Annotated in this window: 13 protein-coding genes; 7 read left to right on the forward strand and 6 right to left on the reverse strand. The window is 69.2% G+C overall.

The genetic code is table 11. The features are described from left to right. Window positions 1-8: 8 nt before the first annotated feature. Window positions 9-194, reverse strand: a complete 186-nt coding sequence (locus NE2_RS05105) for a hypothetical protein (RefSeq protein ID WP_146165148.1) — start codon at window positions 192-194, stop codon at window positions 9-11. A 477-nt stretch (window positions 195-671) separates the two neighbouring features. On the opposite strand from NE2_RS05105, the gene NE2_RS05110 reads away from it, so the two are divergent. The 5 genes from NE2_RS05110 to NE2_RS05130 all read left to right on the forward strand — a co-directional run bounded on the left by NE2_RS05110 (window position 672) and on the right by NE2_RS05130 (window position 6,061). Beyond that, complete coding sequence (locus NE2_RS05110; RefSeq protein ID WP_063024315.1) at window positions 672-1,085, forward strand: Fur family transcriptional regulator; 414 nt, start codon at window positions 672-674, stop codon at window positions 1,083-1,085. Between the two features lie 36 nt (window positions 1,086-1,121). Further along, entirely contained in the window at window positions 1,122-3,347 is a 2,226-nt protein-coding gene (gene katG, locus NE2_RS05115) for a catalase/peroxidase HPI (protein WP_063024317.1), read from the forward strand. A 138-nt stretch (window positions 3,348-3,485) separates the two neighbouring features. Next, window positions 3,486-4,697: a TerC/Alx family metal homeostasis membrane protein gene (locus NE2_RS05120; RefSeq protein ID WP_063024319.1), complete on the forward strand. Its 1,212-nt coding sequence runs from the start codon at window positions 3,486-3,488 to the stop codon at window positions 4,695-4,697. A gap of 49 nt (window positions 4,698-4,746) precedes the next feature. Then, entirely contained in the window at window positions 4,747-5,112 is a 366-nt protein-coding gene (locus tag NE2_RS05125; RefSeq protein ID WP_063024321.1) for an ArsR/SmtB family transcription factor, read from the forward strand. Then, window positions 5,105-6,061, forward strand: a complete 957-nt coding sequence (locus NE2_RS05130; protein ID WP_063024323.1) for an SRPBCC family protein — start codon at window positions 5,105-5,107, stop codon at window positions 6,059-6,061. Before NE2_RS05125 ends, NE2_RS05130 begins: the two co-directional genes overlap by 8 nt. Window position 6,062: 1 nt before the next feature. Here NE2_RS05130 and NE2_RS05135 read toward each other — a convergent pair whose 3' ends face one another. After that, window positions 6,063-7,466 carry an MFS transporter gene (locus NE2_RS05135; protein WP_063024325.1) on the reverse strand — a complete coding sequence of 468 codons (1,404 nt, stop codon included), beginning with the start codon at window positions 7,464-7,466 and terminating at the stop codon, window positions 6,063-6,065. Continuing rightward, window positions 7,463-8,026: an isochorismatase family protein gene (locus tag NE2_RS05140; RefSeq protein ID WP_063024327.1), complete on the reverse strand. Its 564-nt coding sequence runs from the start codon at window positions 8,024-8,026 to the stop codon at window positions 7,463-7,465. Before NE2_RS05140 ends, NE2_RS05135 begins: the two co-directional genes overlap by 4 nt. 259 nt (window positions 8,027-8,285) lie before the next feature. Between NE2_RS05140 and NE2_RS05145 the strand changes: the two genes are divergently transcribed. Next, entirely contained in the window at window positions 8,286-9,806 is a 1,521-nt protein-coding gene (locus tag NE2_RS05145; protein WP_063024329.1) for a MutS-related protein, read from the forward strand. Further along, window positions 9,803-11,266, forward strand: a complete 1,464-nt coding sequence (locus NE2_RS05150) for a MutS-related protein (protein WP_063024331.1) — start codon at window positions 9,803-9,805, stop codon at window positions 11,264-11,266. The genes NE2_RS05145 and NE2_RS05150 overlap by 4 nt, the downstream gene beginning before the upstream one ends. Before the next feature lie 6 nt (window positions 11,267-11,272). On the opposite strand, the gene NE2_RS05155 is transcribed toward NE2_RS05150, so the two are convergent. The 3 genes from NE2_RS05155 to NE2_RS05165 are packed head-to-tail and all read right to left on the reverse strand — an operon-like array spanning window position 11,273 to window position 13,017. Beyond that, window positions 11,273-11,611, reverse strand: a complete 339-nt coding sequence (locus NE2_RS05155) for a ribbon-helix-helix domain-containing protein (RefSeq protein WP_030516975.1) — start codon at window positions 11,609-11,611, stop codon at window positions 11,273-11,275. Beyond that, window positions 11,593-11,886: a hypothetical protein gene (locus NE2_RS05160; RefSeq protein ID WP_051043657.1), complete on the reverse strand. Its 294-nt coding sequence runs from the start codon at window positions 11,884-11,886 to the stop codon at window positions 11,593-11,595. Before NE2_RS05160 ends, NE2_RS05155 begins: the two co-directional genes overlap by 19 nt. A gap of 27 nt (window positions 11,887-11,913) precedes the next feature. Then, complete coding sequence (locus tag NE2_RS05165; RefSeq protein ID WP_063024333.1) at window positions 11,914-13,017, reverse strand: alcohol dehydrogenase catalytic domain-containing protein; 1,104 nt, start codon at window positions 13,015-13,017, stop codon at window positions 11,914-11,916. Between the last annotated feature and the right edge of the window lie 71 nt (window positions 13,018-13,088).

A 13,088-nucleotide genomic window follows, 5' to 3' on the forward strand; every position in this document is an offset into this window, starting at 1 on the left:
GGCCCAGGTCAGTCCTTGCGTTTGTAGCGGAGCCGGTGATCGCGCGATCGCCGGTCCGCGGATACGACGCCGCCCTGGGGTTCGGAGCCGTCACCGTCGCCGTGCCCGCCGCCGCATATCGCGTCGTGCGGGGCGGCGCGGCCCGCATCCGGGCCGGGCGGGTCACCCACATCGTTGGAATTCATCGCGTTCACCGGATCACCTTCTGGCACGTGAAGCACCTCACGGCAGTGTGTCGTAGGTAGATTCGGTGGGCGGGCGCGCCCGGATAAAAAGTAATTTTTTGATAACTACGCAGTTTCCTCGGTACCAGATAGCCGGACTTTCGCCCGCTCGAGCGCAGGAAGAACGGGACGTTCCCGGTTGCTCCCGACGGTTTTCGTGACGGTCGTTATGAAATCGAGCCCCGAGGAGGTCTGAATTTCGGTGTGGTCACCGGCATCAGAAACCACAGAAATCACAACAATCACAGAATTCGCGGCACCACACGGATGTGACCGACGGACCGCACCGGCGCGTCCCGCGCGGTGCGGGGCGCCGGGCGGCCGCGGGGCCGGCCCTCGGACGGCCGGATCCGAAGTGTTCGGAAATTTGGTTCTCAAAACCGCACCTACCGGTTACTTGAATGAGTCATACTTCGGACCGTGTCCACTACGGCGGATTTCGAGCGCATGCTGCGCCGGGCCGCGCTGCGGGTGACGGCCCCGCGGATCGCGGTGCTGACCGCTGTGGCCGACCATCCGCACTCCGACACCGACACCATCCTCGGCCTCGTCCGCGGCACCCTGGGCACGGTCTCCCATCAGGCCGTCTACGACGTGCTGCGGGCATTGACCGAGGCGGGTCTGCTGCGCCGGATCCAGCCGATGGGGTCGGTCGCCCGCTACGAGACCCGCGTCGGCGACAACCACCACCATCTGGTGTGCCGCTCCTGCGGCGTCATCGCCGATGTCGACTGTTCGGTCGGCGACGCACCGTGTCTGACCGCCGCCGACGACAACGGCTTCGTCCTCGACGAGGCCGAGGTCATCTACTGGGGCCTGTGCCCCACCTGCTCCCTGCCGACTGCTCGATCGACCCCGTGATCACAGCCCGTTTCACTCACTCGGAAAGGAAAGACCGTGCCTGAGGAACATCCACCTATCGCCGAGGCCAATACCGAACCGCCCGAGAGCGGATGCCCCGTCGTCGGCCGCATGAAGCGACCCGTCGAAGGTGGCGGCAACCGCGACTGGTGGCCGGAACAGCTCAATCTCAAAGTGCTGCAGCACAATCCGGCCGAAATCAATCCCTTCGGCGCGGACTACGACTACGCCGCCGAATTCGCCACCCTGGATCTGGCCGCGGTCAAGGCCGACATTATCGAGGTGATGACGACCTCGCAGGACTGGTGGCCGGCCGATTTCGGCCACTACGGGCCGCTGTTCATCCGCATGGCCTGGCATGCGGCCGGCACCTACCGCATCGAGGACGGCCGCGGCGGCGCCGGATCCGGGATGCAGCGATTCGCCCCGCTCAACAGCTGGCCCGACAACGCCAGCCTGGACAAGGCGCGCCGGCTGCTGTGGCCGGTGAAACAGAAGTACGGCCGCAAACTGTCGTGGGCCGATCTCATCGTCTACACCGGCAACGTCGCCCTCGAGCACATGGGTTTCCAGACCTTCGGCTTCGGCGGCGGCCGCGTCGACGAGTGGGAGCCCGAGGAGGTGTACTGGGGTCCGGAGATGGAATGGCTCGGCGATGCCCGCTACTCCGGGCAACGCGATCTGGAGAACCCGCTCGCGGCCGTGCAGATGGGCCTGATCTACGTCAATCCCGAAGGGCCCAACGGTAACCCGGATCCGCTGGCGGCCGCGATCGACATCCGCGAGACGTTCCGCCGGATGGCGATGAACGATGTGGAAACCGCGGCGCTGATCGTCGGTGGCCACACCTTCGGCAAGACCCACGGCGCCGGCCCCGCCGACAACGTCGGCCCCGAACCGGAAGCCGCGCCGCTCGAGCAGATGGGCCTGGGCTGGAAGAGCTCGTTCGGCACCGGTGTCGGCAAGGACGCGATCACCAGCGGCATCGAGGTGACGTGGACCCCGACCCCGACCCGGTGGGACAACAGCTTCCTCGAAACCCTCTACGGCTACGAATGGGAGCAGACCAAGAGCCCCGCCGGGGCGTGGCAGTGGGTGCCGAAGGACGGCGCCGGCGCGGGCACGGTGCCCGACGCCCACGATTCGTCCAAGACCCAGGCCCCGGCGATGCTGACCACCGACCTGTCGCTGCGATTCGACCCCATCTACGGGCCGATCACGCGGCGCTGGCTCGACCATCCCGAGGAACTGGCCGACGAGTTCGCCAAGGCCTGGTACAAGCTGATCCACCGCGATATGGGACCCAAGTCCCGGTATCTGGGTCCGCTGGTGCCGGCGGAGACCCTGCTGTGGCAGGACCCGATCCCGGCCGTCGATCACGACCTGATCGGTGACGCCGAGATCACCACCCTCAAGGCGCGGATCCTGGATTCGGGCCTGACGGTGCCGCAACTGGTGTCGACGGCGTGGGCGGCGGCGGCCTCGTTCCGCGGCAGCGACAAACGCGGCGGCGCCAACGGCGGCCGGTTGCGGCTGCAACCGCAGAACGGCTGGGAGGTCAACGACCCCGACGAGCTGGCCCAGGTGATCCGCACCCTGGAAGCGATCCAGGAGGCGTTCAACACCGAACAGTCCGGCAATGTGCGTGTCTCGTTCGCCGACGTGGTGGTGCTCGGCGGTGTCGCGGCGATCGAGAAGGCCGCCCGCGACGCCGGTTTCGGGGTGAGTGTCCCGTTCACCCCGGGCCGCACCGACGCCACCCAGGAACAGACCGATGTGGAGTCGTTCTCCGCGCTCGAACCCAAGGCCGACGGTTTCCGCAACTACCTCGGCAAGGGCACCCGGCTGTCGGCGGAGTATCTGCTGGTCGACAAGGCGAACCTGCTGCGGTTGACCGCGCCGGAGATGACCGTGCTCGTGGGCGGTCTGCGGGTGCTCGGCGCCAACTACAAGCAGTCGCCGCTGGGTGTGCTCACCGACAACCCCGGAGTGCTGAGCAACGATTTCTTCGTGAATCTGCTCGACATGAGCACCGAGTGGAAGCCCTCTCCCGCCGACGACGGCACCTACGTCGGCTCGGACCGGGCCACCGGCGAGCAGCGCTGGACCGGCAGCCGCGTCGATCTGGTCTTCGGCTCGAACTCGCAGCTGCGGGCGCTGGCCGAGGTGTATGCCACCGACGACGCCAAGGCCAAGTTCGTCGACGATTTCATCGCCGCCTGGGACAAGGTGATGAACCTGGATCGGTTCGACCTGGCCTGATCCGCCGTTGCCCGGATGCCCCGCGCACCACCGCCGGTGCGCGGGGCATCCGCACGTCCGGGGAGCATGTCGGTTCGGGCGGGCGTTCGGCCGCGGACGCTACAGTCACCCGAGAACACTCGGGCACAGGAGGCCGCCGTGACCGTTCCGCTGCTGGCATGGGCCGGTGCGCTGGCGCTGATCGTCGTCTTGCTGGTGTTCGACTTCGTCTTCCACGTGCGTCGCGCGCATTCGCCGACGCTGGGCGAGTCGGCAGCGTGGTCGGCGGCCTATATCGGTGTGGCGGTGGCGTTCGGGTTCGTGGTGTGGGGTCTGGGCGGTTCCGAGATGGGGGTCGAGTACTTCGCCGGCTACATCACCGAGAAGGCGTTGTCGGTGGACAATCTGTTCATCTTCCTGGTGATCTTCACCGCCTTCCGGGTGCCCGCGGCCGCTCAGCAGAAGGTGCTGCTGGTGGGGATCGTGATCTCGCTGCTGGCGCGCACCGGATTCATCTTCCTCGGAGCGACGCTGATCAATCGTTTCGCGTGGGTGTTCTACCTGTTCGGCGGGGTGCTGCTGGTGACCGCGGGCAATATGCTGCGTCCCGAGAGCGAGGACACCCACTCCGGCGACGGGCTCGTGGTGCGCGCGACCCGGAAACTGTTGCGCACCACCGACTCCTACGACGGTGACGCGATGACCACGATCGTGGACGGTCGGCGCCGGTTGACGCCGATGGTGTCGGCGATGATCGCGATCGGCGGCACCGATGTGCTGTTCGCCCTCGATTCGATTCCCGCGATCTTCGGCCTGACCCAGAACGTGTTCCTGGTGTTCACCGCCACGGCGTTCTCGCTGCTGGGGTTGCGGCAGTTGTTCTTCCTGCTGGAGGGCCTGCTGGACCGGCTGATCTACCTCGGCTTCGGGCTGGCCGCCGTGCTCGGGTTCATCGGCGTCAAGCTGATCCTGCACGCCCTGCACCACAACAGCGTGCCGTTCGTCAACGACGGCGACCCGGTACCGGTGGCCGAGATTCCCACGGTGTGGTCGCTGGTCGTGATCGTCGCGATACTCGTTGTGACGGTGGTGGTTTCGCTGTGGAGCCCGGCCGGGCGCGCGCAGACCGCGGTCGCCGGAGCGCGCCGCTACGCCACCCGGTACCTCGATTTGGGCTACGAGGTTGATCAGGCCGTGCGTGAACGCACGTACGGGCGGATGCTGGCAGCGGAACGGGCCATGGCCGGGCTGCCGGACAAATATGTGCACCGGTTCCGCGCCGACGACCTGTCCACGCTGCTCGACCGCGCGCACGTCGTGCACGAGGACCGCATGGAGCGTATCCGCGCCGGCCTGCCCCTGCGCATGTGACGACCGTCGAACCTCTCCCTTTATATTCCGTTTCGGCTATATTGCCGATATGGCATCTACGTTCGAGGCGCTGGCCGAACCGCGGCGCCGCGAAATCCTCGACCTGCTGCGCCGGCGTGAACACCTGGTCGGCGAACTGGTCACCGAACTGCGCCTGGCACAACCGACGGTGTCGAAACACCTGAAGATCCTGCGCGGCGCCGGCCTGGTCGAGGTGCGCCAGGACGCGCAACGGCGCTGGTATCGGCTGCGACCCCAGCCGCTCACCGAGATAGACCTGTGGCTGGCTCCCTACCGGCAGCTGTGGGAGACCAGCCTCGACGCGCTGGCCCGCCACCTCGACGTCCTGGCCGCCGCCGACGACAGCGCCGCCCCCACCGAAGCCGAGACCGCAAGGAGTGATGACGATGAGTGACCCGTCCGCCGAACTGACCACGATCGACGGCACGCCCACGTTGCGGTTCATGTGCCGCTTCGCCCACCCCCGGGAACGAGTGTGGCGGGCGATCAGCGATCCCGAGCAGATGAAGGCGTGGTTTCCGGCCGCGGTGCAGACCGACCTGCGCCCCGGCGCGCCGATGCGATTCGTCTTCGACGACGAAGCCCCGGTCGAGGACACCTGGGACGGGGAGGTCCTCGAGGTCGATCCGCCGAAGGTGTTCATGTTCCGCTGGAACCGGGATGTGCTGCGGTTCGAGCTGATCGCCGACGGCGACGGCTGCCGGCTGGTGTTCACCCACGCGCTCGGCGACGGCCCGACCGGCCGCCTGGGCGCCGCCCGCACCGCCGCCGGATGGGACGGCTGCCTGACGAGCCTGGCCGCCGCACTCGACGACCGCGCCGAAGGCGAGGACCCGAGAGCCGGATGGCTGGCCCGGGCCGAAGCCTACGCCGAGAAGTTCGGGCTGGCCCGCGGCAGCGCCGAACCCGGCGCTGGCCCCGAATCCGATGTGCTGCTGCGATTTTCGCGCGACCTGGTGTGGCGGCCCGCGGACACGATCTGGGCGATCCTGGTCGAGGACCACCCCCTGCGCGTCGGCGCGCTGCCACCGGCCCGCGCGACCAACCCGGCGATCGAACCCGGACCGGTCACCGCATTCGATCCGCCGCGGCTGCTGGAATACGAGGTGTCGGTGGACGGACAGCCGGCGGGACGGGCGCGGTGGGAGATCATCGCCGATCCGCGACTGGGCACCCGGGTCGAGTTCACCCACACCCTGCCCCACCGGCTCGCCGCGCACCGCGCCGGACTGCTGGCCGCCTGGCAGGTGCATATCGAACTGTTCTTCGCCGCCACCCAGGGCGAGATCCGATGCCCGTGGCCCGAGCAGCGGGTCACCGAACTGACCGCCACCTACAGCTGAGTCACTGCGCGGGCGCGCGGGCGGTGCGGGCCGGAATCGTGGTGTCCAGCACCGTCATCAGCGCGACGAGGGCACCGAGACCGACGATCACCCACGCGATGGCGTGCAGCCCGGCATCGGTGGTGGCCGAACCGAAGGTGAGCGCGATCAGGCTGGAGGAGAAGATCGCCCCCATATAGGCGAAGGTGCGATACAACCCCGACGCCACCGCGACCTGCCGGGCGGGCGCCTGCACATACAGCGCGGCCTGGTTGGCGAACCCGCTGGCACCATTGGCCACTCCGAACAGCAGCGACATCGCGATCAGCACGATCACCGGCGAGTTGTGCGTGATCACGACCATGACCAGCCCGGTCGCGATCAACGCCGCACCGCTCGCGGTCAGCGGCACCCGCACCCAGCCACGATTGGACACCAGCCGCGCGATGACGATGCTGATCGCCGACAGCGGCAGCAGGATCAACCCCACCTGGGAGGCGCTGTAGTGGGCGGCCTGTTCCATCCACTGACTGGTCCCGTAGAGGGCGGTGTAGGTGCCCAGCGACACCACCGCCTGCCGCAGATACGTGCGCAACAGGCCGCCGTTGCGGGTCAGCATCCGCACGTCGATGAGCGGACTGCGGGCCCGCAACTCCCACCCCACCAGCGCGGCGACCAGGCCCAGCGTCACCGGCAGCAACCACCACAGCGGTGAGCGCGGATCAGACAGAAACCTCAGCATGCCGATCACGGCGCCGGCGAACAGGCCTATGCCGACGAGGTCGACCGCGGCCGGCAGCGACCCCTGATCGCGGTCGCGCGGCGCATCCTTCGGCACACCGGTCACCGTCGCCACCAGCGCGACCAGCGCGAGCGGGATGTTGACGAAAAATATTGCGCGCCAACCGAATACGCCCGCCAGCAGACCACCCAGCGGCAGCCCCACCACGGAGGTGACCTGCGCGGCGATCGAGAAGTTGCCCAGCACCTGCGCCGGCACCCCCGTCCCGGCGTCGTCGGCGCGCCGCCGCACCAGCGCCATCGCGGTGGGAAACGCCGCCGAGGTGCCGATCCCGATGAGCGCGCGCGACACCACCAGGAACCCGAATGCCGGTGCGGCGGCGCCGATCACGCCGGCGGCGATGAGGATGATCAACCCGCCGGTGAACACCCGGCGCGGCCCGAACAGCGTGGCGAGTTTGCCCATGGTGGGCTGGGCGACGGCGCTGCACAGATACAGCACCGAGATGAGCACGGCGGTGGTGCCGGGGCCCCGGTGGAAATCGACGCCGATGCCGACGAGGGCGGTGGCGATGGTGGAGGTGTTGATCGGATTGAGGGTCGAGCCCAGCAGCAGGGGACCGACGAAACGAACGGTGAACGGGTCGCTGCGAGCGCGCGCGGTGTCGGCGGGGGCGGCTGTCACGAGCGGGCCGCCAATGTCCGTAGCACGTCGTCGGTGGTTCCGGTTTCGGCGATGCGGCCGAAGATGTGGGCGATGCTGTGGTCGTGGCGTTCGGCGTCGGAATCGGTCATCGCATCGACCGGCAGCGTGACGTGGAAACCTTGTTCGTGGGCGTCGCGGGCGGTCGATTCGACGCCGGCGCCGGTGGCGATGCCCACGACCACCACCTGCGTGACGCCGTCGGCACGCAACCGGTCGGCGAGCCCGGTGCCGGCGAAGGCGCTGCGGGCGTGCTTGGTGACCTGGATGTCGCCGGGCTGCGGCGTCATCTCGGGGATGAGGGCGGTCCAGTCCGGCGGCAGATCGGTCATGGTCATCGCGCCGGCGTCGGTGCGCCCCGGCGGGGTGCCGGCGACGTTGACGAGCACGACCGGCAGGTCCCGGTCGCGGAAGGCGTGCGCGAGTGTGGCCGCGCGCGTGATCACGGGTTCGACCGGATGCGCCAGCGGCCGGCCGGCGATGCCCTGCTGCAGATCGATCACGATGAGGGCGGTGGCCGGGTCCAGGGTGGTGACGGGCATAACGAATTCCTTTGCTGGCGTGAGGTTTCGGACGCACCGGGGTCGGCGCGCGCTGGATCGCGCGAACCCGGTGGCCGGGTCGCGGATATCGGTTGTGGGCGCTTCGATCAGCCGGCGCGGCCGATGCGGTCGAGCAGTCGCGACTCGGCCTTCGCCGAGTCTGATTACTTGACGGCCGGTAAGTAATGTCGCTAACCTGACCGAAAAGCCCCCTACCGGGTCGTTTACTCGATCCGGCCGGCGTGGGAAGTGGGTGGGGATGGAAACCGTCAGCGTGTTGTGGCCGGTGCCGGCCGAGCGCGTCGCGACCGTCGAAGTCGGCGAGGACGCGCTGACCGACCTGGAGATCGAACCGCTGCTCGCCGCGATCGTCGGCGAGACCGACGACCACGACCTCACCACCCTGCTGCGCCGCCCCGTCCGCGACCCCGACACCGTACGATTTCGCCACGAGGTGTTCACCGACCTCGACGACCACGCAACATACACCGCCGCAGAGGAATTCGTGGTCGCCATGTGGCGGGTGCGGCGCCGGCTGCGCATCGCCGGCGAACTGTATCACCGGCATCAACGCCACCGCGGCCACCTCGACGCCGCCGCCGGCTACGTGGCCGCGGTGACCGCACTGCACGCGGCGGCCGCACGGCTGCCACTGCGATCGCGGGCACTGCTGCGGTGGCGCACCTACCTCGACACCTATTGCACCGGTGCGGATCTGCGCACACTGGCCCACGACATCGACACCGTACGAGCCGCGCTGGCACGCGTGCGGTACCGGCTGCGGATCGTCGACCGCACCCTCGAGGTGAGCCCCGCACGCCCCGCACCCGACTACACCGCCGCCGTGACGCGACTGCTCGCCCGCTTCGGCGCACCACACCGCCGCGACCCGCGCCCGCAACCGGAGTGGCCGGACATGAACCAGACCGAGGAACAGATCCTCGACCGGGTCGCCGACCTGTTCCCGGCGCCGTTCGAGCGACTGGCCGAATTCGCCACCCGCCATAGGGATTTCATCGCCCCCGAGGTGGCCGAATTCGATCGAGGCATGCAGTTCTATCTGCGCTGTCGCCGGTTCGCCCACCGCGCCGCCGGCACCGGCCGCAGGGTGTGCCTGCCCGAGATCGCCGCACCCGGCGAACCGATCCACGCCGACCGCGCCTACGACCTCGCCCTCGCTACCCGCTCACCGAACCCGCTGGTGTGCAACGATTTCCGCCTCGAACCCCCGGAACGGGTGACGGTGGTGACCGGCCCCAACCAGGGCGGGAAGACGACCTTCGCGCGCGCGATCGGGCAACTGGTGTACTTCGCCGCGCTCGGCGGCCCGGTCCCGGCGCAGGCGGCGCGGCTGCCGTTGCCCGATCGCATCCACACCCACTTCGAACGCGCCGAACACGCCGGCGACCCGGACGGAAGGCTACTGGCGGACCTGCGCTCCATGCGCGAAATCCTGCGGACCGCCAGCGCAGACACCCTGATCGTGCTCAACGAGAGTTTCTCCACGACCACCACGCACGACGGCGCGCGCATCGCCGGCGAGGTACTGGCCCACATCGTGCGGCTCGGCGCCTGGGGTGTGTGGGTGAGTTTCTTCGACGACCTGGCCGACGCCGGACCCGAGGTGGTGTCGATGGTGGCATCGACCGACCCGGCCGACCGCGCACACCGCACCTACCGCATCGTGCGCCGCCCCGCCGACGGCAACGCCTACGCCACCGAACTCGCCGAACGCTACGGACTCGGCTACCACGCGGTGGCCGCGAGGCTGGCGCGATGAGGGTCCGGCTGCTGTTCCCCGCCGACACCGCACCCGCACCGGCCGCGCTCGGCGACACCGCTGTCGCGGATCTGGGCATATCCGCGCTGATCGACACCATCGCCGAGGGCGACCCGGCGATCGCCGACACGGTCCGGGCCGTCATCACCGCGTCCCCGGCGGATCCGGCCGTGATCACACACCGCCACGCCGTGCTCACCGACTGCTGCGCGCACCCCGACCTCGTGCGCGCCGTCCACGACATCGCCGCCGCCGCGACGTCGGTGCGACGCTGGACATCGGCCGCGCGCCGGCGCGCCAACGGCACACTGGTCCTGACCCTGCCACCGTTCACCGCACAGCTCGAGCAGCTGCGCCGGCTGCGCACCCTGCTCGAACGCGACGGCGACCGCCTCACCGCCGCGGGCTGGACCGACCTGATCGCGACGACGAAACAGTTCGACGACACCTACCTGCGGGCGGTGCGCGACGAGCTGAGCGTGCTGCGCTTCGACCACGGCGTCGACATCGAGGCGGGCCTGGGCACCGGCAACAAGATCACCGATGTCGTGGTCCACCGGCCACCCGCACGCCGGCCACGTTTCGGATTCCCCCGCAGCACAAGCGTTTTCGAAGCGATCGCCGACGGCGAGGCCGAGGCCGAGCCGGTGATGCAGCTGAAGGATCACGCGCTGGCAGAGCTCGCGGACGTGGTCGCCGCTGCCGCCGACCGGCTGCACGCCTTCTTCCTGCGGTTACGCGAGGAGACCGCCTTCTACCTCGGCTGCCTGATCCTGCGAGAGCGCCTCGACCGCATCGCGATCCCCTACTGCCTGCCGCACCCGCACCCGTCCGACACGACGCGGCTGTGCTGCCGCGGGCTGCGCGACATCACCCTGGCGCTGGGCCCGGAACCCGCGAGCGTGGCGGGCAGCGACCTCGCCGCCGACGGGCGATCGCTGCTGATCGTCACCGGCGCCAACAACGGCGGCAAATCCACGTTCCTGCGCAGCCTCGGCGCCGCGCAGCTGATGATGCAGGCCGGAATGTTCGTCCTCGCCGAGGAATTCGCCGCCGACGTCCGCGACGGAGTGTTCACCCATTTCGTCGGCGACGAGGACCACACCCTGTCCTACGGCAAACTCGCCGACGAACTGGTCCGGATGAACGCGGTGATCGACCGGATCGGGCCGCGCGGGCTGCTGCTGTGCAACGAGGCGTTCGCCTCCACCGGCGAACGCGACGCCGGCCGTATCGCCGGGCCCCTGCTGCGGGCGCTCACCGAGGCCGGAGTGAAGGTCGTGTTCGTCACCCACCTCTACGACTACGCCCGCACCCGCCACACCGAGTCGCACCCCGGCGACCTGTTCCTGCGCGCCGAACGCGGACCCGACGGCACGCGCACCCACCGCGTCGTGGCGGGTCCGCCCGAGCCCGGCGGTCACGGCTACGACCTGTGGGCCGCCACCGAACTCGGGTAACCGGGCTCAGGCCGAGGGACGCAGACTGCTCAGCACCCGGATCGCATCCGATAGCGGGATCATCCGGCCGGGTTGTTCGGCGAGCAACCCCATCTCGATGTATTGGCGAATCAGCATCGAGGGGGTGATGCAGTGCTCGGCGGCCGCCTCCCGGATCCGGTCGCGCAGATCCTTCGGCAGTTTCAAGGAGGTGGTGACCATGCCGCGTTCGATCTCCTCGCCGGTCGGCGGCAGCGCGGGCGCGGCGGCGGAGTCGTCGAACACCAACCCGTCCACCACCGCCTGCGGGTCGGCGCCGGGCTTCGGTTCGAAGATGTGCTTGTCGGTCATCGGTTCGCCTCCCATGCGGTGTATTCCTCGAGCTGCTGCGGGCGCATCTGCGCGGCCATCACGATCTCCCAGGTGCCGGCCGACTCCGGCGACGGCCGCATCCGCAGCATCACCACCAGTGGACGGCCCGCATCGGTGCGGCCCCACACGGTCGTAACGGGCAACCCTTCCGGGGTGCGGGCCGGGCGCGGCCAGCGCCGCGACGAATACAGCACCTCCATCACCTCCCAGGGCGCCACCTCGGCACGAGCCAGGAACGAGTGGATTCCGATCCACCATGCGTACTCCACGCAGCCACCATAATACCCGCGTATTACCTACCTCGGCAGTGGTGAGTGCGGCTGCGGCAGCACCACCGTGCGATCGAACGCCGCGGGATGGGCCGCGGCGTGCTCGACCGCCGCCGCGATGTCGTCCAATCCGAACGTGGTGACCGTTTCCCCCGACAGATCGAGCAGCCCGCACCGCACCAGCTCGATCAACCCCGCGACAGCGGTGCGCGGGCACATCCACTGACCCCGCACCGTCACACTGTTGCGCATCAGCCACGGATACGGCAGCGCCAGATCGGAACCGCCGAGCATCCCCACTCCGCCCATGAGCACGACGCGCCCGAACTCGCGCACCGCCATCGCCGCGGTCCGCACCACGCGCGCGTCCGCCGCGGGCGGCAGAATATCGAGCACCACATCCACCGGTCCCCCGCCCGCGGCCAGCATCGCCCGCCGATCCACCTCTGGGTCACCGGTCAGCTCGACCGGGCGCACACGATCCCCGAACAGGTCCCGCAACCGGGTCGCAGCCGCACGGTTGCGGCCGGGAGCCACTACCCGGCTCGCACCCATGGCCAGCCCCACCGCCACCGCCGCACCCCCGAAATTGCCGGTCGCCCCGCTCACCAGCAACGTTTCCCCGGCACGCAGATCCGCCGCCAGCAGACCCCCGTACGGCACCAGCGGCACCGCCAGCGACGCCCAGCCGGCCACGTCCTCGCCGTCGACGTCACCGAGCGGCACGGCGTTCTCGGTCGGCACGACCATGCGCTCCGCGAACGAACCGTGATGAAAGTACCGCGACAATCGCAGCCCGCCCGGACCACGCGAACTCCAGCCCTGCAACGTGATGTCGGGAGTGCGCGCGTCGTCGCGGGAACGCACCGTCGGATCACACCACACCAGGTCCCCCGGCCGCAGCCGGGTCGCATCCGGACCGGCCGACACCACCCGCCCGACCCCACCCATCCCCGGAATCACCGGCGGCTCCAGCGGATAGTTGCGCACACCGCCGAAAACCTCCGCCGCATACGGCAAGACACAGGTAGCGAGCACATCCACCAGGACCTCACCCGGCCCGCCCACCGGATCGGGCACAGTCGTCACCGTCAACGGTTGCCCGAACTGTTCCAACATCGCCGCACGCATCGCCCACTCCTCCGGTTCCGAATCTCTTCTTCGCCAACGTAGGACGCGATCCGGCCATGCCACCAGCGAAA

The sequence above is a fragment of the Nocardia elegans NBRC 108235 genome (genome assembly GCF_001612845.1).
Classification (GTDB): domain Bacteria; phylum Actinomycetota; class Actinomycetes; order Mycobacteriales; family Mycobacteriaceae; genus Nocardia; species Nocardia nova.

Coding starts and splice junctions, on each gene's coding strand:
- NE2_RS05110 (WP_063024315.1), top strand. CDS start 672: ATGCTGCGCCGGGCCGCGCTGCGGGTGACGGCCCCGCGGATCGCGGTG.
- NE2_RS05125 (WP_063024321.1), top strand. CDS start 4,747: ATGGCATCTACGTTCGAGGCGCTGGCCGAACCGCGGCGCCGCGAAATC.
- NE2_RS05130 (WP_063024323.1), top strand. CDS start 5,105: ATGAGTGACCCGTCCGCCGAACTGACCACGATCGACGGCACGCCCACG.
- NE2_RS05140 (WP_063024327.1), bottom strand. CDS start 8,026: ATGCCCGTCACCACCCTGGACCCGGCCACCGCCCTCATCGTGATCGAT.
- NE2_RS05145 (WP_063024329.1), top strand. CDS start 8,286: ATGGAAACCGTCAGCGTGTTGTGGCCGGTGCCGGCCGAGCGCGTCGCG.
- NE2_RS05150 (WP_063024331.1), top strand. CDS start 9,803: ATGAGGGTCCGGCTGCTGTTCCCCGCCGACACCGCACCCGCACCGGCC.
- NE2_RS05155 (WP_030516975.1), bottom strand. CDS start 11,611: ATGGGAGGCGAACCGATGACCGACAAGCACATCTTCGAACCGAAGCCC.
- NE2_RS05165 (WP_063024333.1), bottom strand. CDS start 13,017: ATGCGTGCGGCGATGTTGGAACAGTTCGGGCAACCGTTGACGGTGACG.